Here is a 21346-nt window from a genome sequence, read left to right as displayed (position 1 = left end):
AAGGTTCGTTACGACTAGCGAAATTGCGCGAGGAACCGCAAGTCGTTGTCGAAGAACAGGCGCAAGTCGTTCACGCCGTAACGCAGCATGGCCAGACGCTCGACGCCCATGCCGAAGGCAAAGCCCGAGAATTCTTCCGGGTCGATCCCGGACATGCGCAGCACGTTGGGGTGAACCATGCCGCAGCCCATGACTTCCAGCCAGCCGGTCTGCTTGCAGACACGGCAGCCTTTACCGCTGCACATCACGCATTCCATGTCGACTTCAGCGGAAGGCTCGGTGAACGGGAAGTACGATGGGCGGAAACGTACCGCCAGCTCTTTTTCGAAGAACACCCGCAGGAACTCTTCGATAGTGCCTTTGAGGTCGGCGAAATTGATGTCGCGATCAACCAGCAGGCCTTCGACCTGGTGGAACATCGGCGAGTGGGTGATATCGGAGTCGCTACGGTACACACGGCCTGGGCAGACGATGCGGATCGGCGGCTGCTGCGATTCCATGGTGCGGACCTGTACCGGCGAGGTATGGGTGCGCAACAGCATGTTCGCATTGAAATAGAAGGTGTCGTGCATCGACCGGGCCGGGTGATGGCCTGGGATGTTGAGCGCCTCGAAGTTGTGATAGTCGTCTTCGACCTCAGGGCCTTCGGCAATGCCGTAGCCGATGTGAGTGAAGAACTGCTCGATACGTTCCAGAGTCCGGGTAACCGGATGCAGACCGCCTGAGGTCTGGCCGCGGCCAGGCAGGGTCACGTCAATGGACTCGGCGGCGAGCTTGGCCGCAAGATCGGCCTCCTCGAACAACGCCTTGCGCGCATTGAGAACCTCTGTGACACGCTCCTTGGCAACGTTGATCAGCGCGCCGACTTGCGGGCGCTCTTCTGCCGGCAGATTGCCCAGGGTCTTCATCACCTGAGTCAATTCACCTTTCTTGCCAAGGTAGTGAACCCGGATTTGCTCCAGGGCATTGATATCTTCAGCGCTTTGCACAGCCTCAAGAGCTTGAGCGACCAGCGCGTCCAGGTTTTCCATGTACAGACTCCAGATACAAAATAGGGGAAGAGCTTGAAGGCTCTTCCCCTATTTATGACGTTTACCACCTTGGGCTACAGGAGTAACCCAGGGTGACTGTCGGGGGTACTTAAGCCAAGGTGGCTTTAGCTTTCTCGACAATCGCAGCAAACACCGCTTTTTCGTTCACGGCCAGTTCAGCCAGAACCTTACGGTCGATTTCGATGGACGCTTTTTTCAGGCCAGCGATGAAACGGCTGTAGGACAGACCGTTAACACGTGCACCAGCGTTGATACGAGCGATCCACAGAGCGCGGAACTGACGTTTTTTCTGACGACGGTCACGGTAGGCGTATTGGCCTGCCTTGATTACCGCTTGCTTGGCAACACGGAATACGCGTGAACGCGCGCCGTAGTAGCCTTTAGCGAGTTTCAGAATTTTTTTGTGACGCTTACGGGCAATGACGCCACGCTTTACACGAGCCATGAGTTACTTCCTCTATTCTTGATCCAAAATTAACGAAGGCGCAGCATGCGCTCGACTTTTGCCACGTCAGACGGATGCAGCAAGCTGCTACCGCGCAATTGACGCTTACGCTTGGTCGACATTTTGGTCAGGATGTGGCTCTTGAAAGCGTGCTTGTGCTTGATACCGTTAGCAGTTTTCAGAAACCGCTTAGCAGCACCACTTTTAGTCTTCATCTTTGGCATGTTCGGATACTCCGCATTCAGTTGATAAACATAATCAGAAGGCCTGCCGTGCCCTATTGATTACTTCTTCTTTTTCGGGGCGATGACCATGATCAGCTGGCGTCCTTCCATCTTAGGATGCTGTTCGACGGAACCGTACTCCAGCAGGTCAGCTTCAACCCGCTTGAGAAGTTCCATACCCAGCTCCTGGTGGGCCATCTCACGGCCGCGGAATCGCAAGGATACCTTGGCCCTGTCCCCATCACTCAGGAAACGTACCAGGTTGCGCAGTTTTACCTGGTAATCCCCTTCCTCCGTCCCTGGACGAAACTTGATTTCTTTAACCTGGATCTGCTTCTGGTTTTTCTTGGCTGCAGCAATCTGCTTCTTCTTTTCGAAGATCGATTTGCCGTAGTCCATCAGCTTGCAGACAGGAGGTACAGCATCGGCGGAAATCTCCACCAAATCGAGCTTGGCTTCTTCAGCCTTAAGAAGCGCGTCTTCAATTGACACAATCCCAAGCTGCTCACCCTCAGCCCCAATTAACCGAACCTCGCGTGCCGAGATATTCTCGTTGATCGGGGCTTTCGGTGCAGCTCGTTTATCTTGTCTCATTTCACGCTTAATAATAATTACTCCGAATCTGGGCGACCACGCCGGGAAACCGCTTGCGCGAGGAACTCAGCGAACTGGGCGACGGGCATCGAGCCCAGGTCAGCACCTTCACGAGTACGCACAGCGACAGTCTGCATCTCGACTTCCCGATCTCCGATAACCAAAAGATAGGGAACCTTGAGCAAAGTATGCTCGCGGATTTTAAAGCCGATCTTTTCATTTCTCAAGTCGGACTTGGCACGAAATCCGCTTTCGTTGAGTGTTTTTTCAACTTCAGCGGCGAAATCTGCCTGTTTATCAGTGATATTCATGATCACTGCCTGGGTCGGAGCCAACCACGCAGGGAACGCGCCCTCGTAGTGCTCGATCAGGATCCCGACGAACCGTTCGAACGAGCCGAGGATCGCCCGGTGCAGCATAACCGGGTGTTTACGGCTGTTGTCTTCGGAGACGTATTCGGCTCCCAGACGGATCGGCAGGTTAAAATCGAGCTGCAGGGTACCACACTGCCAGACGCGGCCAAGGCAATCTTTCAGCGAGAACTCGATCTTCGGACCGTAGAAAGCCCCCTCGCCTGGCTGCAGATCGTACGCAAGGCCCGCACTGTCCAGCGCTGCGGCCAGTGCAGATTCGGCGCGATCCCACAGTTCATCGGAGCCAACGCGTTTTTCCGGACGAGTGGACAGTTTCATTTCGACGTCGGTAAAGCCGAAATCGCGATAAACGTCCATGGTCAGCTTGATGAACGCGGCGGATTCGGCCTGCATCTGCTCTTCGGTGCAGAAGATGTGGGCGTCGTCCTGAGTGAAGCCGCGCACGCGCATGATGCCGTGCAGCGCACCCGATGGCTCGTTACGGTGGCAGGCACCGAACTCGGCCAGGCGCATCGGCAGCTCGCGGTAGCTCTTCAGGCCCTGGTTGAACACCTGTACGTGGCACGGGCAGTTCATTGGCTTGATGGCGTAGTCGCGGTTTTCCGACTGGGTGGTGAACATGTTGTCGGCGTAGTTGGCCCAGTGCCCGGATTTCTCCCACAGGCTGCGGTCAACAACCTGGGGAGTCTTGATCTCCAGGTAACCGTTGTCGCGCTGAACCTTGCGCATGTACTGCTCAAGCACCTGGTACAGGGTCCAGCCGTTCGGGTGCCAGAACACCATGCCCGGCGCTTCTTCCTGGAGGTGGAACAGGTTCAGGCGCTTGCCGATCTTGCGGTGATCACGCTTTTCGGCTTCTTCAATGCGCTGGATGTAGGCCGCCAGCTGCTTCTTGTCAGCCCAGGCAGTGCCGTAGATCCGCTGCAGTTGCTCGTTCTTCGCGTCGCCGCGCCAGTAGGCACCGGACAGCTTGGTCAGCTTGAACGACTTGAGGAAGCGCGTGTTCGGCACGTGCGGGCCACGGCACATGTCGACATATTCTTCGTGGTAATACAGGCCCATGGCCTGTTCGTCCGGCATATCTTCCACCAGACGCAGCTTGTAGTCCTCGCCACGGGCGGTGAACACGTCGATCACTTCGGCACGCGGGGTGACTTTCTTGATGACGTCGTAATCTTTCTCGATCAGTGCGTGCATGCGCTGTTCGATGGCCGCCAGGTCGTCCGGCGTAAAAGGACGCTCGTAGGCGATATCGTAATAGAAGCCTTCGTCGATGACCGGGCCGATCACCATCTTCGCGGTTGGGTACAGCTGCTTGACCGCATGGCCAATCAGGTGCGCGCAAGAGTGGCGAATGATCTCCAGCCCCTCTTGATCCTTGGGCGTGATGATTTGCAGGCTGGCATCGGAGATGATCAGGTCGCTGGCGTCAACCAGCTTGCCGTCGACCTTGCCGGCCACGGTGGCCTTGGCCAGGCCTGCACCAATGGATGCGGCGACCTCGGCTACGGAAACCGGATGATCGAATGAACGTTGACTGCCGTCGGGAAGAGTAATAGTTGGCATGGCGCCTCCTCTCCTAGTGGTGACCCCTACCAAAGGTCACGTGGGTTGGGATGAGCCAGTACAAGATCCAACACCAGGCCGTTCAGTAATGAACGCCTGCCTTACAGCGGCAGGAGCCTTGCGGCCAACCGATAATCGAACCAGAGTGACTGGAGTTAAACATAAAGGAACCTGGCAAGAAAAAAGCCAGGTCGTGGATGCTAGCACAGATGAACGGTCATGGCGTGGCCCTACAGTCGGCTAACGAAAAACTCCAGGCTTTTACAGCCAAAAGTGAACTTGGGCTGTACGCCAGGCCTCAAACACACTGAAAATCGCTGTCCGTCCTATCGACCCAAGGAGCATCTCACCATGCGCAGCACCTCGATCTTCGCCCTTGCCGCTTCCCTGGCCCTGTTCTCCATTGGCGCACACGCCGCCGCGCCCTCCAACTGGCCCGCGGGTGCGCGGGACAGCTTCGTAACAGACTGCAGCGCAGCTGCCAGCCAGAACGTTGATGCCAAAACCGCCAAAGCCCATTGCGAATGTGGCGCGGACAAAATCAACGCTGAATTGAGCACGGCGGAAATCAAGGAATTGATGACCAATCAGAACGCCAGTGCGGAGCTGAAAAACAAGGCAGTCGCGGCTATTTCGTCCTGCAAGGTCGTGAAGAAAAAGTAAGCCCAGCAAGAAATCAGACCGCCAAAACGGCCTGAAAACTCGCTGAAAACTGCTATTTCTCACAATTTACATAGCTTTTATGGCTTTTTTTACCAGCTGATATTTCGCAGCAAAGCCCCGTGAACCGTGGCTTTCAGCCAATCAAGGCACTGAAGAAAACGCGTTTGATTAGCAAACAGTGCCTTGGGGGGGCTCCCAAGCCGAACATTTCGACTATGATAGCCCGGTGTGCCCAGTTGGCCTGAGCAGCACAGCACTACTGAAAATATATGTTTCTTGGAGATACACCATGTCTAATCGCCAAACCGGCACCGTTAAATGGTTCAACGATGAAAAAGGCTTCGGCTTCATCACTCCTCAAGGTGGCGGTGACGACCTGTTCGTACACTTCAAAGCTATCGAAAGCGACGGTTTCAAAAGCCTGAAAGAAGGCCAAACCGTTTCCTTCGTGGCTGAGAAAGGCCAAAAGGGTATGCAAGCTGCACAGGTTCGCGCAGAGTAATCTCTACGCCAATCAAAAAAACCCCGTCCATGTGACGGGGTTTTTTATGGGCGATGCAAAAGTGCGGTGCTATCAGCCGCAGTTGACGCGCGTAATCACCAGGTTGTCATCGGTATTGAGGTTCAGCCGATCGGAACGGTACTCAAGGGTGATCATATCGTTAGGCTTGAGAATGCGTGCATTCTGCGCACCCGCACGGGTACGGGCCTGCTCCAGCAGTTGCGGCGAGGCTTTCTGGCCGATGGTGAACTGCGCAGCCTTCGCCTCACAACGAGTATGAGCAGGCTCAGCCACGGCCGTGTCTTTGGCCGGCTCAGAGGTACCCGAAGTGCTGCAACCCGCCAGGACGACTGCCGCCAACAAGGTACCGAATGATGCGAGCTTCCAAGGCATGAAGCCTCCTTTGATAAAAAATGGACAGAGATCGTGCGACCGTGATTTGGCCGATTGGTTTCAGAGTTGTCACAATTGGCCGTAGGCGAGTCTGCCTGACTCAGCAGCACGGCCTGATGAATCAATCGTCACCAGATATGAATGAGCGTCAGTAGATATCGATGTAGTCAAACGGCGGATTCGGCCAGTTCTGCTTCAGCGCGTTATAAATCTGCGTCACCCACACCTCATCACTGGCCGCCACGTTGCCGACATAGCCAGACCCTGCTGCCCAGGTTTCCAGGCGGAACAACAGACCGTTGACCTCCATCCCTCCCACCACGCAAGAAGAGATATAGGCAATACCGGCCTTGGTCACCCGCAATTGCGTGTGCTGATCGTCACTGGCACTGGCAATCATTTGGCGAACGGCTGCCATTGTGAGGCTCTTGGGGTTGGTCAAATCGATGTGCACACGGTTTGTCCTGGCAATTAAACAGGGCACCAGTGTCGCACAGCCCTACCCTCATGCCTAAGTAGCAGTGCCAAACACCGCGTAAAATGGTTAACTCAACAGGCCATTCCTGCCCGAGCGAGCCGCGAGAACCCGATGACCATCGTTACCATCAATGCCGATATCAAAGCCAAGTGGCCTCAAGGGCAAAGTTCCTACAGCCCAGGCAGCCCGGAAGAATTGGCAATCATCGGCATAGACCTGCTGGTCAAGGAGTTGGGCACCCAGGCCGCGCAAGCCTTTATCGGCCAGGTATTCGAGAAATACCCGGCCGACCATATGGGAGTCGAAGACCCTCTGCGCGAATAGTCACCGGCCGGCGAGCGCCGACCGGCAGGCAGCTTACTTCAGGCGTGCAAGGCGCTCGGTGAGCAGGTCAAAGAAGCCCTGGGCATTGCCATTTTCCACCCAGAACACGTTCTTGTCGTGCTTGAGGCCATCGTACCAATCGACGATGGTCTGGCCAAACGTCGGGCCTTCGCGGCTATCTACCACCATATTCGCCTGGCGCCCGGTGAACAGCTCGGGCTTGAGCAGATAGCCGATCACGGTGGCGTCGTGCACCGGTCCACCCGTCATGCCGTAGTGCTCCATATCGCCTTTGACGTATTCGTTGAGAATATTGCCCACCACCTTGCTGGCGTTGTTGTTCAGGTCGGCGATCTTCTTCAGGCGCGCTTCGCTGGTGAGTATCTTGTGCGTTACATCCAGCGGCAGGTAGGTCAGTTTGACGCCACTTTTAAGCACGATTTCAGCCGCCACCGGGTCGGCAAACAGGTTGAACTCGGCCACCGGCGTAATGTTGCCGCCATTGAAGTGCGCGCCGCCCATGACCACCACTTCCTTGATGCCCTGGGTGATTTCCGGCGCCTGGGTCAGCGCCAGCGCCAGGTTGGTCTGCGGGCCGAGCATGGCGATGGTGATGCTATGGGGCTTGGCGGTACTCAGGGTCTTGATCAGGTAGTCGACCGCATTGCCTTCGGCCAGGCCTTTTTTCGGCTCATGCACAGTGACACCGGAAATGCCTTCCTTGCCATGGATATTCTCGGCATAGATCGGCGTGCGCAGCAGCGGCTGCGGCGCACCGGCATACACCGGAATCTCTTCACGCCCTGCCCACTCGCGCGCCAATCGCGCATTGCGCGAGGTCTTGTCCAGCCGCACGTTGCCGGCCACGGTAGTCAACGCACGGATGTTCAGCTCCTGCGGCGAGGCCATCGCAAACAGCAACGCGACCACGTCGTCGGCGCCCGGATCGGTATCAATGATCAGGTCGATTTTTTCCGCCGCCTGGGCGCTTGCAGCAGTTAGCACGGACAAAAGCAGCACACTCCGAAACAGGTGTCGCAGGGTTGGGGTTCTACGTTGCATGACGCACTCCTTGTCATTGTGGGAAATGCTAGAAAGTCACGCCAGACACCAGCGCGATATTACAGTAAGGCTGGCACTCGCCAGTACGCACCACCGCGCGGGCCTTGTGAGTAAGCCGCTTGAACTCCTCATGACTGAGCAGGCGGCGCTCACCCAGGTCACCCGGGGCCAGCGCGTTGAGGTCCGCCAGCGCCGGCGGTTGTTTGTGCAGGATTTCCTCGGCCAATACGTGGCTTTCAACCTGCATCTCTGTAAGCACGATGCGCAGGGTACTGATGAAATCGGGAATGCCCTGGGTCAGTGCCAGATCAATCAATTCCACACCCGGCGGTACCGGCAGGCCGGCATCACCGATCACCAGGATGTCACCATGACCAAGGGAGGCGATCACGCGCGACAGGGCAATATTGAGCAATGGGGTCTTTTTCATGGGTGAACAAAGCCTTGAACGTCATGCAATGTAGGAATCGACGGTTGCGCCCCGGCACGGGTGACCGACAGGGCCGCCGCCACCTGGCCAAAACGGATAGCCTCGGCCTCGCTCTTACCGCTCGCCAGTGCCGCGGCAAAGCCGCCGACAAAGGTGTCGCCCGCTGCCGTGGTATCCACCGCCTGGACCTTGGGCGCCAGCAAGTGCTCGAAGCCCTGGCCATCGGCAAACAGCGCACCGTGCGCGCCAAGCGTCACTATCACCTTGCCTGCCCCGGCCTTGATCAACTGCGTGGCCGCAACCTTGGCCGCGCCCAGGGAATCCACCGGCACACCGCTCAAGGCCGACGCCTCGCTTTCGTTGGGGATCAGGTAATCAATGGCCGCATACCAGTCCGCTGGCAACGGGCCGCTGGCCGGCGCGGGATTGAGGATCACCGTCTTGCCCAGTTCACGGCCGCGCTTGAGGGCATATCCCACAGTGTCCATGGGCACTTCGAGCTGGCAGACAATCACCTCAGCCGCCTGCAACACAGCATCGAACGCCAGCAGCGACGCCGGTGTCAGGTGGCCGTTACTGCCAGCGACAATCACGATGGCATTCTGACTGCTGTCATCCACCACGATCAGCGCAACACCACTGGAGCCCGCCACTTCACTGACCGCCTGGCAGTCGATCCCTTCCACCACCAGCGCCTCGCGCAGTTGCGCGCCGTAGGCATCGTTGCCCACACAGCCAATCATCGCGACGTCTGCACCCAGACGCGCCGCAGCCACCGCCTGATTGGCGCCCTTGCCGCCCGGAACGGTGGAAAACGACTGGCCGACCAGGGTTTCACCGGCATGGGGCAGCCGGCTGGCGCGGGTCACCAGGTCCATGTTCAGGCTGCCTACTACCACTACTGTTGCTGGCATACATCAATACTCATCAATTCGTTCAGCGGGTTGAGGCAAACACGGCAGCCAACGGTGCCGTTGACTCACGCAAGACGATGCTCGGCGTGACAATGCGCTGGTCAACCGGCAATTGGGGTGTCGCAATCCGTCGCAATAACAGCTCCGCCGCCATCTCCCCCAGTTGCAGGATCGACTGGCCCACGGTAGTCAACGCGGGGTAGACATACCGACTCATTTGAATGTCATCAAAACCAATCACCGACAGCTCGGCAGGCACCCGCAGGTTGCGCTCGGCGGCCGCACGCAACACGCCGAAACCGATCATGTCGTTGCCGGCGAATATCGCGCTGGGCGGATTGTCTGCCAGCAACTGCACCGCCGCCGCATAGCCACCGGTACTGGTGAAATCGCTTTCCAGCACACGACTGGCGGGCACGGTGATCCCGGCCTCCTGCAACGCCCGCTGGTAACCAGCCAGGCGCATCTGCGCAACACGCGTATGTGCGGGGCCACCGATACAGGCGATATCCCGGTGCCCCAGCCCCAACAAATGCCGGGTCGCCAGGTACGCGCCCTGCTCGTGATCGATGCGCACCAGATCCACATCAATGCCCTCCAGGCCCCGGTCGACAATGACCATGGGCGTGCGCACCGCCTTGAGGCCCGTGGTCAGGCCACTGTCATCGCCCCCCACTGACGTCACGATCAGGCCGTCGATACGCTTCTCCAGCAGCACCCGCAAATAGTTGCGCTGTTTCTCGGCGTTATCGTCGGAATTACACAGGATCACGCAGTAGCCATTGCGTTCGCAGTAGTCTTCGATGCCCCTGGCCAGCTCGGCGAAATACGGGTTGAGGCTGTTGGGCACCAGCAAGCCGATGGTGGCGGTGGTCTTGGCCTTCAGCGAGCGGGCGACCGCACTGGGCACATAGTCCAGTTGCTTGATCGCGGCTTCGACCTTGAGCCGCACGGGCTCGCTGACCGGGCGCGTCCTGTTCACCACATGAGACACCGTGGTGTAGGAAATCCCCGCAAGCGCCGCCACATCCTTGATCGTTGCCATGTCTTAGCCCCGCCGGCTGGCGCGCTGACTGCGATAGGTGTCCAGCACCACTGCAATCACGATAACGGCGCCGGTAATGATGCGTTTGGTCGGCTCGGTCGCACCGATCTGCGCCAGGCCGGCCGCCAGTACGGAAATGATCAGCACCCCGAAGAACGTGCTGATCACCGAGCCACGCCCGCCCATCAGGCTGGTGCCACCGATCACCACCGCGGCAATCACCTGCAACTCCAGGCCGGAACCGGCATTCGGATCGGCCGCTTCCAGGCGGGAAATCTGGAACAGTGCCGCCACCCCGGCCAACAGCCCCATCAGGCTGAACACCAGGATTTTGTAGGGTTTTGGATTGATCCCCGCCAGGCGCACCGCTTCTTCGTTGGTGCCGATGCCAATCAGGTAGCGACCGAACACCGTGCGCGTCAGGACCGCCTGGGCAACGATAATCACCAGCAGCGCGATGATGAACGATGGCGAGATGCCAAACGCCACTGGGTTGGACAGCCAGGCGAAGGAGTCGCCGATATAGGCAGTGCGCGAGCCTGTCATCTGGTAGGCCGCGCCACGGGCCATTTCCAGCACGCCGAGGGATACGATGAACGACGGAATACGCCAGGCCACGGTGATGGAACCGGTAATGGTCCCGGCCAATGCCGCGCAGCCCATGCCCAGCAACGCTGCGGGGATTACGCTCCAGCCCCAGCCCAGGATCGCCACACTGACCGCCGATGCTGCCAGGGCCAATACCGAGCCTACCGACAGGTCAATGCCGCCGATGATCAGGATGAAGGTCATGCCCACCGCCAGCACCATCAGGTCGGGAATCTGGTTGGCGATGGTGCTGAAGGTGTCATAGGACCAAAAGTGACTGCTCAAGGCCGAGAACAGCGCAATCATCGCCATCAAGGCGCCTGCCAGGCCCAGGTAAGTACCCAGGCCGTAGAAATTGCCGCCGGCTTTTGCGATTGGAGTAGCTGTTTTCATGGGGTTGTCCTGGGCGCTGCCTCGTTGAGCAGCGCATCACGTTTCTGATAGCCGGCAAACGCGGCGGCAAGCAATTCGTCCTGGGTCCAGCGGTCACGCTCGAAGGTTTCGATCAAGCGTCCGGCAGACAGTACGCCGATGCGGTCGCAGATCAGCATCAGCTCGCGCAGGTCGCTGGAAACCACCACCAGCGCCTTGCCCTGGCGGGTCAATTCACCGAGCAACGCATAGATATCGAACTTGGCGCCGACGTCGATGCCACGGGTCGGCTCATCAAACAGCATCACCGCGCAATCGCGCTCCAGCCAGCGGCCGATCACCACTTTCTGCTGGTTACCGCCCGACAGCTCGGACACCAACTGCGCCGGGCTGGAGCTGCGGATACGCATGGCGTCAATCTGCCGCCTGGCCAGCGCCGCTTCATCACGTCCGTTGACCAGGCCGGCGCTGGACACCTTCGCCATATTGCCCAGCGCCGTGTTGGCGCTGATCGATTGGCTGAGTAGCAGCCCCTCGCCCTTGCGATCCTCGGTAATCAGCGCAATGCCATGGCCCACTGCATCCACCGGCGAGCGAATGCTCACCACACGCGCCGGCGAGCCAAGGGCTACCGTGCCACTGTCAGCCAGGTCGGCACCGAAGATCAGGCGCAACAACTCGGTGCGGCCGGCACCGATCAATCCCGAAATGCCGTAGATTTCACCGGCACGCACTTCAAAGGAAACATCGCGAACCTTGTCCGAGCGGCTCAGGCCGGTGACCGTCAATGCGGGCGCGCCGATGGTGCGCGGGCCGAGGTCGATGTGCTCGCCCAGCTCACGACCGACCATCAACGTGACCAGTTGCTCGCTGTTGTAGTTGGCCATCGGCTCGACACACACCAACTGGCCGTCACGCAGCACCGCAATACGCTGGGCCACCCGTGCCAGCTCTTCGAGCCGATGGGAAATGTAAATAATCGCCACGCCCCGGGCCTGCAGGCGGGTGATTTGTTCAAACAGCATCTCGACTTCACGGGCGGTCAGCATCGCCGTCGGCTCGTCGAGGATCAGCACGTGGCAGTCGCCAATCAGGTTGCGGGCAATCTCGACCATCTGTTGATGGCCGATGCCCAGGCTGCCGACCAGGGTATCCGGGTCGATGGCATCCAGGCCCACTTGTGCCATGGCCTCGATCGCAGCCTTGCGCAGTTGTTTGCGGCTGATCCAGCCACCGCGACTGGGCAGGTTATCGAGGAACAGGTTTTCGGCCACCGTCAGGGTCGGCAGGAGGTTGAGTTCCTGCATCACCATGCGGATCCCCAGCTTTTCCGCCTGGGTCCGGCTGGCCGGGGCATAGTCCTGGCCATTGAACTGCATGTGGCCAGTGGTCGGTGTCACCAGGCCACCGATAATCTTCGACAGGGTGCTTTTGCCCGCGCCGTTCTCACCCGTCAGTGCCAACACCTCGCCGCGATTGAGCGTCAGGGTGATGTCAGACAGGACGGGCTGGGCATAGGTCTTACCGATACCGCTGACCGAGAGGACAGGGGTCGGTGCGGAAGATGACATAGGAAAATCTCCAGGCGCCCGCTCAGTCCGAACGGGCGCGGTGCTGCGCAATCAGGGATTACTGCTTGAGGACCAGCGCTACGGGCGTTTCGATCACGCCGTCCACGGCCTCGACTTTTTCGCCCTTGACCAGTTTCAGCGCATTCTGGATGCCAAACACCGCTTGCTGTGCCGCCGCCTGGTCGGCGGTGGCCAGGATGCGACCGTCCTGCAGCATCGGCTTGATGGCGGCGATGTTGTCATAGCCCACGACCTGGACCTTGCCGGCCTTGCCCGCCGCACGCACCGCAGAAACGGCGCCCAGGGCCATATTGTCGTTACCAGCCAGCAGCGCCTTGAGGTCCGGGTATTCGCTCAACATGGCAGCCGCCACCTTGTTGCCCTGGTCGATTTCCCAGTTGCCGGACTGGGTGGAAACAATCTTCATCCCGGCCGCATCCATCGCGTCCTTGAACCCGGCGGTGCGTTGCTGGGCGTTGGTGGTGGTCGGCACACCTTCGATAATGCCTACCTTGTCGCCGCTTGCCAGTTGCTTGGCCAGGTACTCACCGACCAGGCGTGAGCCCTTGCGGTTATCAGGCCCTACAAAGGGAACTTCGAGGTTTTTGCTTTTCAGCACCTCGGGGTCGAGACGGTTATCAATGTTGACCACCTTGATCCCGGCGTCGGAGGCTTTCTTCAGCACGTTGACCAAGGCCTTGGAGTCGGCAGGCGCGATGACGATTGCGTTAACTTTGGCGAGAATCATCTGGTTGACGATATCAATCTGGGCAGAGGTATCGGTTTCGTTCTTGATCCCGTTGGTGATCATGTCGAAATCAGCGGCATGGGCTTTCTGATAGTCCTTGGCACCGTCTTGCATGGTGACAAAAAACTCATTGGCCAGGGATTTCATCACCAGGCCGACCTTGGGCTTGGCGGCGGTGTCGTCAGCGAATGCAGAGGACAGAGGCAGGGCAGCGGATGCGGCAGCCAGCACAGCGATAGCAAGAAGACGTCCAGCAAATGGCAGCTTCATGGGTTCACTCCGATCTTATGATTATTGTGAGCAATGTCTGCACCTTCACGTCACTCACGGAGTGCTCGTGAAACATCTCGCAAACGTTTGCGCTTAACAAACTATGCGAAGGCTGCCGAATTTTGTCAACGAAAGAAAAAGTCTTTTTCCTCGCCGGCTCTACTTCCGGCCCTACAGCCCGATGACCTCGTGGCTAAACATCCGGGCCGGGTGATCGTTATCTAAAACGACAGCTGCACAGGAACATTTCAGGAGGTACATCCTGATTTTTCCAGCACTATTTTCGGACAACCGAACGCCAAAGCCTCCAGCGTTCGGAAACTCGGACACGCGCTGAAGCCGACAAATCGAACATCGATATAAAATTGATTTAAATCAACAAGTTAAAATCAAACCCCAAACAAAATCCCGCTGGTACAAATCCTGCTCTTAATCAGCACCTTGTGGCGCTCAGCGCAGCCCGGGGTGTTCTGGATGAACCTGCACACGCACTCATCAAAACTAGAGAGAAAAATAATGAAATCTGCACTCAAGAACTTTGTTCCGGGCGCTTTAGCCCTGCTGCTGCTCTTCCCGGTTGCCGCCCAGGCCAAGGAAGTTGAATCCAAGACCAAACTGTCCAACGTGGTCGTCCTGGCCACTGGCGGCACCATTGCCGGCGCTGGCGCCAGCGCCGCCAACAGCGCCACCTACCAGGCCGCCAAGGTCGGTATCGAACAACTGATCGCCGGCATTCCCGAGCTCAGCCAGATCGCCAATGTGCGTGGCGAGCAAGTGATGCAGATTGCTTCCGAAAGCATCACCAACGACAACCTGCTGCAACTGGGTCGTCGTGTCGCGGAACTGGCCGACAGCAAGGACGTGGATGGCATCGTGATCACCCACGGCACCGACACCCTCGAAGAAACCGCCTACTTCCTCAACCTGGTGGAAAAGACCGACAAGCCAATCGTAGTCGTGGGCTCCATGCGCCCGGGCACGGCCATGTCGGCCGATGGCATGCTTAACCTGTACAACGCCGTAGCCGTTGCCGGTAGCAAAGACGCACGCGGCAAGGGCGTACTGGTAACCATGAACGACGAGATCCAGTCGGGTCGCGACGTGAGCAAGATGATCAACATCAAGACCGAAGCATTCAAAAGCGCCTGGGGCCCACTGGGCATGGTCGTAGAAGGCAAGTCCTACTGGTTCCGCCAGCCGGCCAAGCGCCACACCATGAGCTCGGAGTTCGACATCAAGAACATCAAGAGCCTACCGGACGTTGAAATTGCCTACGGATATGGCAACGTCAGCGACACTGCCTACAAAGCCCTCGCCCAGGCTGGCGCCAAAGCCATCATCCATGCCGGCACTGGCAACGGCTCGGTACCGGCCAAGGTAGTGCCTGCGCTGCAAGAACTGCGCAAGGAAGGTGTACAGATTATTCGCTCTTCCCACGTCAATGCCGGCGGTTTCGTTCTGCGCAATGCCGAACAGCCTGACGACAAATACGACTGGGTCGTGGCCCACGACCTGAACCCGCAGAAAGCCCGCATCCTGGCCATGGTCGCCCTGACCAAGACCCAGGACAGCAAGGAACTGCAGCGCATCTTCTGGGAATACTGAGTCACTGATACAACCCTTGTAGGAGCCGGCTTGCCGACGATGGCGATCTCAGGGACGCCATCGCCGGCAAGCCGGCTCCTACAAAATCCTCGCCGTACACCAGTCCGCGTAACCGTTGTCACACAGACTTCTTGGATTTTAAGCAGTTGCGAATTTCTTCACAGTTAAATACTGTATGTTCGTACAGCTAACTAAGGACTCCTCCGTGGCCAAGCCCTCCTCTACAACACCGACACCTCCCGACGCCTACCAACGCCTGGCGATCCGTGTGCAAAAAGTCATCAATTCCACCAACGCCCAAAAAAACAAGGCTGCGTTGATTTTTCGCCTGCCCGAAGAACCCGAAGACGACTGGGCACGCCTACTGGAGGAAATCGCAGAAAACGACAACGTCACCCTTGCCTATCGCGATGATGGTGGCGTGCAGATTTTCTGGGTCGTACCGAAGGAAGATTGAGTCAATGAGTGTCCGTTTTATCGCCCTACTCTGTGTTTTGTTTGCAACCGCCGCCCACGCCCAAGCCCCACGTACCTTCAGTGAAGCCAAGAAAATCGCCTGGAAACTTTACGCCCCGCAATCCACGGAGTTCTATTGTGGCTGCAAATACACGGGTAACCGGGTAGACCTGAAGGCCTGTGGCTACCTCCCACGTAAAAACGCCAACCGGGCGGCGCGCATCGAATGGGAGCATATTGTGCCGGCATGGCAGATCGGCCATCAACGCCAGTGCTGGCAAGACGGCGGGCGCAAGAACTGCACACGCACCGATAACGTTTTCAAGCGCGCCGAGGCTGACCTACACAACCTGGTGCCGAGCATTGGCGAGGTCAATGGCGACCGCAACAACTTCAGTTTTGGTTGGTTGCCGGCGCAGAGCGGGCAATATGGTTCATGCCTGACTCAGGTGGACTTCAAGGCCAAGAAGGTCATGCCCAGGCCGTCCATCCGCGGCATGATTGCCCGGACTTACTTCTACATGAGTAAACAATACGGCCTGCGCCTGTCGAAACAGGACCGCCAACTGTATGAAGCCTGGAATCGGACCTACCCCGTGCAACCCTGGGAACGCCAGCGCAATCAGACCGTGGCCTGCGTGATGGGGCGTGGCAATGAGTTCGTCGGCCCGGTGAACCTGAAGGCCTGCGGATGATGACGAGCGGGATCCGTAGATCCCGCTGAGTTGCGCCTTACTGGCTGGCCTTGTGCTCGATCACCAGCGACTCGGCGTCGGTTTTCTTCTTTTTCACCAACCTTTCCTGCAATTGGGTCTGTTTCGCCTCGGCCTCGGCCTTGCTGGCGAACGGCCCCAACAGCACCAGGTCCTTGCCGTCTTCCTTGGCCAGATAGAACGGGAAGCCGTTTTCCAGCAGCCAGGCGGTCAGGTCGGTCAGCGCCTGCAATTTGTTGTCGGGCGAACGCACCAGGACATCCCACTGCACAGAGGCAACCGCAGGGGCCTGGGCCTTGGCGGCTTCAGCCTTGTCTCGGGGGGTATCGAGATTGGGCCCGTCACCGCATCCGGCCAATGCCAATACCACAATTGCCATCACTACTTTACGCACTGCCCTGCCCCTTTAAGGATCAAAGAGGCAACTTTATCATTCACTGTCTATTCTGGCCGTCATAAACGTTGGCTTAAACATTGCGAAGGATGTTTCCCAGACCTGTATGATGGCGCCATGGGAATTAATGCCGCCTCCATGCGTCCTAAAAGAGGCAGCCACAGGGAAGCGCTTCACAGTAAGCTACACGTAACCGACATCCGCCCTGTTAGAAACATGCGTCCTTCAAAGCAATCAAGGAGAAGTCCATGCTGATACTCACCCGCAAAGTCGGTGAAAGCATAAATATCGGTGATGACATTACGATCACCATTCTGGGCGTTAGCGGCCAGCAAGTACGAATCGGCATCAATGCTCCCAAAGATGTTGCCGTGCATCGCGAAGAGATTTACCAGCGCATCCAGGCAGGCCTGACTGCCCCGGATAAACGCGAAACACCTTGAAGCATCCCCAGTAGCCAGCCCGCTCGTCCCCTGTAACGGCTGGCGAAAGCCCCTTGGCCTGTCTACGGTATTCCGTGATCAGCGCAGCACTCGCGCCAGGCCCGACACTTGTCGTCTACAGGCAGGTTCACCCACGGAACTTGCTGGACATTTAGCAGACAAACCCCTGAAGAACGTAACAAAACCTTACAGTGCCTCGGAGCGCGTTGATGAGGCGATCCCGCAAACAGCCTTATACCTATAAATCCTGGATAATCGCCCTGCTGATTGCCCTGCCCTTCTTGACGATCGGATACGGCATCAGGCTGTACATGGAAGGCACCACCACCGCACAGGATGCCCATTCGTGGCCCGACCTGGTGTTGTTTCTCGGTGGTTATCTGTTTTGCTTCTGCCTCAAACCCATTCAGGCTGCCATCCAGCGAAAACTCAGTCGCCGGGCATTTCGGCGTGCTCGCCAGCAGAATCCCTCTTGAAGCAGCGATTGGATCCTATATTTAAAACTTAAGGAACTATCCGCCTCGGCAACACCCATACCCATACATTCATAAAAAACGTTATCGACATGGACATAGAACATAACGCCAAGCACCTACAGTCCCTGATCGAACAGCTCTCAGCAGACAGCCCGAAATCTTCCACCCAGCTGCAGGGAAAACCCGATGAAGTCCTCGCCGGCCTGCGCCAGCTTTACCTGCTGAAACTGATCACGGGCACCTTCATCCACGGGCACATTATCGACCCGCTGGGCCACCAATGGATTGGTGCCGAAAACATCCTGCTGACCCGTCGCGGGCTGGCATTCAAGCCATCGTAGAAGGCCGCAAGCGCAGCATACCGGCAGCATTACACTGGGCCTGTACCTCGTCATAACTCGCAATCGTCGGATGCCGCGTTACCATCGGCTCGTCATGCGCCGCTGTCACCACCACGACGTCCGCACCTGCTGCCTCACCGGCACGGATACCCACCGGTGCGTCCTCGAACACCAGGCACTCTCCCATCGGCATCCCCAAACGCTGCGCACCCAGCAGGTAACAGGCCGGGTCCGGCTTGCCATTGGTCACATCCTCGGCCGTCACCATGACAGCCGGCGGCACCAGGCCTGCCGCGTGCATGCGGCGCAGGGCCAGGGCCTTGGGCGCTGACGTGACCACGGCCCAGCAGTGTGCAGGCAAGCTCTGCAAAAATGCCACGGCTCCCGGGATCGCCACCACGCCCTCCACGTCCGCGATCTCCGCCTCGGTAATACCACGCGCCTCAACCTGCGCGTCCACCCCTGGCAATGCCTGGCGGCTGATTGTATCGATGGCGCGGGCGCCATGGATGGTGGTCAGAAACGCCTCGACATCCAGGCCATGGCGCTGCGCCCAGGCGGCCCAGACCCGCTCTGCGGCGGCGATGGAGTTGAGGAGGGTGCCATCCATATCGAACAGGAATGCACGGTACTGACGATCAAATACGGCCGGATCTTTGGCGGACACTGCTGGGTTTCCTCTTGCGCTCGTCGCCCGTAGTTGGGCCCTGATGCAATCTACGGATCGGCCCAGAGCTTGTAAACGGAGGATGACGCGTCAGGCAATCAGCACACCTGGCCACCGCTCTCAGCAATATCACGTGGCGTGGTCCAGGCAGCCAAAACGGCCACCCTCAGCCCTTCAACCGCTGTCGCCAACGCCATCGAGGGCTCAGCACCCTGCCCTGGCAGGCCAGGCACATGGATAAACCCACTGCGCACGCCAGATCCAGCCAGGGCATGCTGCAAGCTGTAGAACACCTGATTGCAGACGAAGGTGCCCGCCGTGTGCGAGACCGAGGCTGCGATTCCGGCCTCGCGCACCGCCTTGACCATGGCCTTGACCGGCAAGGTGCTGAAATAGGCCGCCGGCCCGCCGACGATCACTGGCGTATCGATGGGTTGTGCCCCCAGGTTGTCCGGGATCCGCGCATCATTGAGGTTGATCGCAACCCGCTCGATGGAAATATCGCTGCGCCCGGGCCCCAGCCCGGTGGCAATCACCAGTTGCGGATCGTACTCGGCCAGCAACTGGTTCAAACAGTCGACTGCGGTGGCAAAGGCACAGGGCAGTTGGCGGGCGATAATCGTCACCCCCGCTTGCAACTGCACACCATCTAGCAGGCGCACCGCTTCCCAGGATGGGTTGATCAGGTCGTGATCGAATGGCTCGAACGCCGTCAGCAGCACCGTACCCATCACCACCTCACATCAAGACATAAAGAAGGACGATATTGATCAGCAACATCATCAACGCCGTGGGCATCTGCGCCTTGATCACCGCGTTTTTGTCGGGCAACTCCAGCAGTGCCGCAGGCACAATATTGAAGTTCGCCGCCATCGGTGTCATCAGCGTGCCGCAGTAGCCGGAAAACATGCCGATGGCTGCCATCACCGCCGGGTTACCACCGTAAATGCCCACCAGCACCGGCACGCCCACACCGCCGGTCATCACCGGGAAGGCGGCAAAACCATTACCCATGATCACCGTGAACAGCGCCATGCCCAGCACATAGACCATCACCGCCACCAGCTTGTAATCCAGGTTGATGTAGGTGGTGGTGACATGAGCGACAGCCGTACCGACACCGGCTTCGTTAAACAGCAGGCCGAGCATCGCCAGCATCTGCGGCAGCACCATGGCCCAGCCCAGGGCTTCGGTCAGGCGTCGCGATTCGCGCAAGGCCTGCACCGGCGTGTCGCGTGTCAGCCAGCAGGCCAACCCCAGGGCGATCAGGCAGCCGAGGCCCAAGGACACAAACGTGGTGTTCTTCGGATCCAGCAGCGGTACCCCGCCAATCTCGGTGTTTTTGAGCAGCACAGAGCCGATCACAGTGGTCAGCGGAATCGCCAGGGCCGGAATAAACAGTTTATGACCCAGCCGCCCAGCACTGGCGCGCGAGGCCTTGTCATGCAGCTCTACATGGGTACCACGCCCTACCCCGCCGAGCCCGGCGATAAGCGCCATCAGTACCACACCAATACCCACAACTACCGATGGCAGGTGCTCGCCTACCAGGAACGGAATGGCGAACAGCAGCCAGAACAACGCGCTTGACCAACGCTTGGGGTGGGTTCGGTCAGCCAGGATCATGCCCGCAGTGATCAGCAGCAACACACCGGCGAGCCAGTACAGATATTGAATGGAAATGATCATTGTGCGGCCTCCGCCTGAGTATTGGCGGGTGCAGTGGCCGTCAGTTCGCGTGTCAGCCTGCGGTCAAACCGGTGCAAACGTATCGCGTGAATAATGAACGCACAAATCGCCGTAGGGATGCCCCACACCGCAATGTGCAGCGGCTCGACATCAATGCCCGAGCCCAACAGGAAGGTGTGCATCAGTGCAATTGCACCAAAGGCCACGAAGATGTCTTCACCAAAAAACAGCCCCACGTTGTCAGTGGCGGCGCACATCGCCAGGACCTTGTGGCGCACTTTGTCCGGCAGCTTGCCGAAGCGTTTTTCCGCAGCCCCTTCAGCCATGGGCGCCAGCAACGGGCGCACCATCTGTGGGTGCCCGCCAAGGCTGGTCAGGCCCATCGCGGCCGTGGATTCGCGAACAAACAGATAGATGATCAACAGACGCCCGACGGTGGCACGCTCGAAGCGCGCAATCCAGTTCTGCGCGTGCAGGCGCAAACCATGGCGCTCCAGCAAGCCGATAACGGCCAGGGGCAGCAACAGGATCAGTTGCAAGGCACGGGTCTGCAGGAAGCCATCACCCATGGTGGCGAGGATTTTTTCCAGGGGAAAGTGGGCAGCAAACCCGGTGGCAATCGCCGCCGCCGTCACTACCAGCAATGGATTGAAGCGCAACACAAAGCCGACCACGATGACGAGCACGCCCATCAGCGGCCAAAGGTTCACAACAGTTTGCATGGCGTTGAGTCCTTGAATGCGTGCTGCGACGCCTGCATCGCTGATAAGCAATAGCGGGCTGCCCGACGCGGATTTTTATTATTGACCGGCTAGGTCGAGGGTCATTGGCGGGCATCTTTGCTGCTTGGAGCGGAGGGTGTCCAACAAGAAAAATTGTTGCTGCGAATCAATAAAGTTTGTGAGGGGATGAGCACCAATCTTCGCGCCACAATTTTGCGGACTCAA

General features: G+C 58.5%; 28 protein-coding genes. 9 read left to right on the top strand and 19 right to left on the bottom strand.

Annotated elements, in window-relative coordinates; translation table 11 throughout:
* Nucleotides 1-14: 14 nt before the first annotated feature.
* From pheS to thrS, 5 genes are all read right to left on the bottom strand, one after another.
* Nucleotides 15-1031: a phenylalanine--tRNA ligase subunit alpha gene (gene pheS / locus H097_RS10300; protein ID WP_003203624.1), complete on the bottom strand. Its 1017-nt coding sequence runs from the start codon at nt 1029-1031 to the stop codon at nt 15-17.
* A 109-nt stretch (nt 1032-1140) separates the two neighbouring features.
* On the bottom strand, nt 1141-1497 hold the full coding sequence (gene rplT, locus H097_RS10295) for a 50S ribosomal protein L20 (protein WP_003174975.1): 357 nt from the start codon (nt 1495-1497) through the stop codon (nt 1141-1143).
* 29 nt (nt 1498-1526) lie between these two features.
* Entirely contained in the window at nt 1527-1721 is a 195-nt protein-coding gene (rpmI, locus tag H097_RS10290) for a 50S ribosomal protein L35 (RefSeq protein WP_002553160.1), read from the bottom strand.
* Nucleotides 1722-1781: 60 nt separating this feature from the next.
* Nucleotides 1782-2333: a translation initiation factor IF-3 gene (gene infC / locus H097_RS10285; RefSeq protein ID WP_169851780.1), complete on the bottom strand. Its 552-nt coding sequence runs from the start codon at nt 2331-2333 to the stop codon at nt 1782-1784.
* Nucleotides 2333-4255 (bottom strand): threonine--tRNA ligase, encoded by a 1923-nt coding sequence (thrS, locus tag H097_RS10280; RefSeq protein ID WP_032859536.1) that lies wholly within the window; start codon nt 4253-4255, stop codon nt 2333-2335. Before thrS ends, infC begins: the two co-directional genes overlap by 1 nt.
* 351 nt (nt 4256-4606) lie before the next feature.
* On the opposite strand from thrS, the gene H097_RS10275 reads away from it, so the two are divergent.
* Together H097_RS10275 and H097_RS10270 are read left to right on the top strand one after the other, a co-directional pair.
* Entirely contained in the window at nt 4607-4918 is a 312-nt protein-coding gene (locus H097_RS10275; RefSeq protein WP_032859534.1) for a hypothetical protein, read from the top strand.
* Nucleotides 4919-5207: 289 nt separating this feature from the next.
* Nucleotides 5208-5420, top strand: a complete 213-nt coding sequence (locus tag H097_RS10270) for a cold-shock protein (RefSeq protein ID WP_007905882.1) — start codon at nt 5208-5210, stop codon at nt 5418-5420.
* A gap of 72 nt (nt 5421-5492) precedes the next feature.
* Here H097_RS10270 and H097_RS10265 read toward each other — a convergent pair whose 3' ends face one another.
* Complete coding sequence (locus H097_RS10265) at nt 5493-5813, bottom strand: I78 family peptidase inhibitor (protein WP_032859531.1); 321 nt, start codon at nt 5811-5813, stop codon at nt 5493-5495.
* Nucleotides 5814-5961: 148 nt separating this feature from the next.
* Nucleotides 5962-6267: a hypothetical protein gene (locus H097_RS10260; RefSeq protein WP_032859530.1), complete on the bottom strand. Its 306-nt coding sequence runs from the start codon at nt 6265-6267 to the stop codon at nt 5962-5964.
* A 135-nt stretch (nt 6268-6402) separates the two neighbouring features.
* On the opposite strand from H097_RS10260, the gene H097_RS10255 reads away from it, so the two are divergent.
* Nucleotides 6403-6615, top strand: a complete 213-nt coding sequence (locus H097_RS10255; RefSeq protein ID WP_032859528.1) for a hypothetical protein — start codon at nt 6403-6405, stop codon at nt 6613-6615.
* A gap of 33 nt (nt 6616-6648) precedes the next feature.
* Here the strand turns inward: H097_RS10255 and H097_RS10250 are convergent, their stop codons facing one another.
* The 7 genes from H097_RS10250 to H097_RS10220 are packed head-to-tail and all read right to left on the bottom strand — an operon-like array spanning nt 6649 to nt 13615.
* Nucleotides 6649-7677, bottom strand: a complete 1029-nt coding sequence (locus tag H097_RS10250) for a nucleoside hydrolase (protein ID WP_032859526.1) — start codon at nt 7675-7677, stop codon at nt 6649-6651.
* Between the two features lie 28 nt (nt 7678-7705).
* The gene (gene rbsD / locus H097_RS10245; protein ID WP_032859524.1) at nt 7706-8107 is read right to left on the bottom strand and encodes a D-ribose pyranase; all 402 of its coding nucleotides are present in this window, start codon (nt 8105-8107) and stop codon (nt 7706-7708) included.
* Entirely contained in the window at nt 8104-9021 is a 918-nt protein-coding gene (rbsK, locus tag H097_RS10240; RefSeq protein ID WP_032859523.1) for a ribokinase, read from the bottom strand. The genes rbsD and rbsK overlap by 4 nt, the downstream gene beginning before the upstream one ends.
* Nucleotides 9022-9043: 22 nt before the next feature.
* Nucleotides 9044-10066 (bottom strand): LacI family DNA-binding transcriptional regulator, encoded by a 1023-nt coding sequence (locus H097_RS10235; protein WP_032859521.1) that lies wholly within the window; start codon nt 10064-10066, stop codon nt 9044-9046.
* Between the two features lie 3 nt (nt 10067-10069).
* Nucleotides 10070-11047, bottom strand: coding sequence for an ABC transporter permease (locus H097_RS10230; protein WP_032859519.1), 978 nt, complete (start codon nt 11045-11047; stop codon nt 10070-10072).
* Entirely contained in the window at nt 11044-12597 is a 1554-nt protein-coding gene (locus tag H097_RS10225) for a sugar ABC transporter ATP-binding protein (protein ID WP_032859516.1), read from the bottom strand. The genes H097_RS10230 and H097_RS10225 overlap by 4 nt, the downstream gene beginning before the upstream one ends.
* Before the next feature lie 58 nt (nt 12598-12655).
* The gene (locus H097_RS10220; RefSeq protein ID WP_032859514.1) at nt 12656-13615 is read right to left on the bottom strand and encodes a sugar ABC transporter substrate-binding protein; all 960 of its coding nucleotides are present in this window, start codon (nt 13613-13615) and stop codon (nt 12656-12658) included.
* Nucleotides 13616-14131: 516 nt separating this feature from the next.
* Between H097_RS10220 and H097_RS10215 the strand changes: the two genes are divergently transcribed.
* The 3 genes from H097_RS10215 to H097_RS10205 all read left to right on the top strand — a co-directional run bounded on the left by H097_RS10215 (nt 14132) and on the right by H097_RS10205 (nt 16371).
* A complete protein-coding gene (locus H097_RS10215; RefSeq protein WP_032859510.1) occupies nt 14132-15220 on the top strand; it encodes an asparaginase in 1089 nt (362 codons plus the stop codon).
* Between the two features lie 205 nt (nt 15221-15425).
* Nucleotides 15426-15677 (top strand): DUF1654 domain-containing protein, encoded by a 252-nt coding sequence (locus H097_RS10210; RefSeq protein ID WP_032859507.1) that lies wholly within the window; start codon nt 15426-15428, stop codon nt 15675-15677.
* Nucleotides 15678-15681: 4 nt separating this feature from the next.
* Nucleotides 15682-16371 (top strand): endonuclease I family protein, encoded by a 690-nt coding sequence (locus H097_RS10205; protein WP_032859505.1) that lies wholly within the window; start codon nt 15682-15684, stop codon nt 16369-16371.
* 37 nt (nt 16372-16408) lie between these two features.
* On the opposite strand, the gene H097_RS10200 is transcribed toward H097_RS10205, so the two are convergent.
* Nucleotides 16409-16783, bottom strand: coding sequence for a penicillin-binding protein activator LpoB (locus H097_RS10200; protein WP_082445554.1), 375 nt, complete (start codon nt 16781-16783; stop codon nt 16409-16411).
* Nucleotides 16784-17031: 248 nt separating this feature from the next.
* Between H097_RS10200 and csrA the strand changes: the two genes are divergently transcribed.
* From csrA to H097_RS10185, 3 genes are all read left to right on the top strand, one after another.
* The gene (gene csrA / locus H097_RS10195) at nt 17032-17226 is read left to right on the top strand and encodes a carbon storage regulator CsrA (RefSeq protein WP_007920550.1); all 195 of its coding nucleotides are present in this window, start codon (nt 17032-17034) and stop codon (nt 17224-17226) included.
* A gap of 209 nt (nt 17227-17435) precedes the next feature.
* Entirely contained in the window at nt 17436-17702 is a 267-nt protein-coding gene (locus H097_RS10190) for a hypothetical protein (protein WP_032859500.1), read from the top strand.
* Between the two features lie 89 nt (nt 17703-17791).
* Nucleotides 17792-18043, top strand: coding sequence for a hypothetical protein (locus tag H097_RS10185; protein ID WP_032859497.1), 252 nt, complete (start codon nt 17792-17794; stop codon nt 18041-18043).
* Here the strand turns inward: H097_RS10185 and H097_RS10180 are convergent.
* From H097_RS10180 to H097_RS10165, 4 genes are all read right to left on the bottom strand, one after another.
* Nucleotides 18030-18710: an HAD family hydrolase gene (locus H097_RS10180; RefSeq protein ID WP_032859494.1), complete on the bottom strand. Its 681-nt coding sequence runs from the start codon at nt 18708-18710 to the stop codon at nt 18030-18032. The two genes, H097_RS10185 and H097_RS10180, sit on opposite strands and share 14 nt — an antisense overlap.
* 98 nt (nt 18711-18808) lie before the next feature.
* Complete coding sequence (gene pcp / locus H097_RS10175) at nt 18809-19441, bottom strand: pyroglutamyl-peptidase I (protein ID WP_032859690.1); 633 nt, start codon at nt 19439-19441, stop codon at nt 18809-18811.
* Between the two features lie 7 nt (nt 19442-19448).
* Nucleotides 19449-20399, bottom strand: coding sequence for a DUF979 domain-containing protein (locus H097_RS10170; RefSeq protein ID WP_032859491.1), 951 nt, complete (start codon nt 20397-20399; stop codon nt 19449-19451).
* Complete coding sequence (locus H097_RS10165) at nt 20396-21121, bottom strand: DUF969 domain-containing protein (protein ID WP_032859489.1); 726 nt, start codon at nt 21119-21121, stop codon at nt 20396-20398. The genes H097_RS10170 and H097_RS10165 overlap by 4 nt, the downstream gene beginning before the upstream one ends.
* Nucleotides 21122-21346 lie beyond the last annotated feature (225 nt).

The sequence above is a fragment of the Pseudomonas sp. FH4 genome (assembly GCF_000510915.2).
GTDB lineage: Bacteria > Pseudomonadota > Gammaproteobacteria > Pseudomonadales > Pseudomonadaceae > Aquipseudomonas > Aquipseudomonas brenneri.
This window is presented reverse-complemented; position numbering and strand designations above follow the sequence as displayed.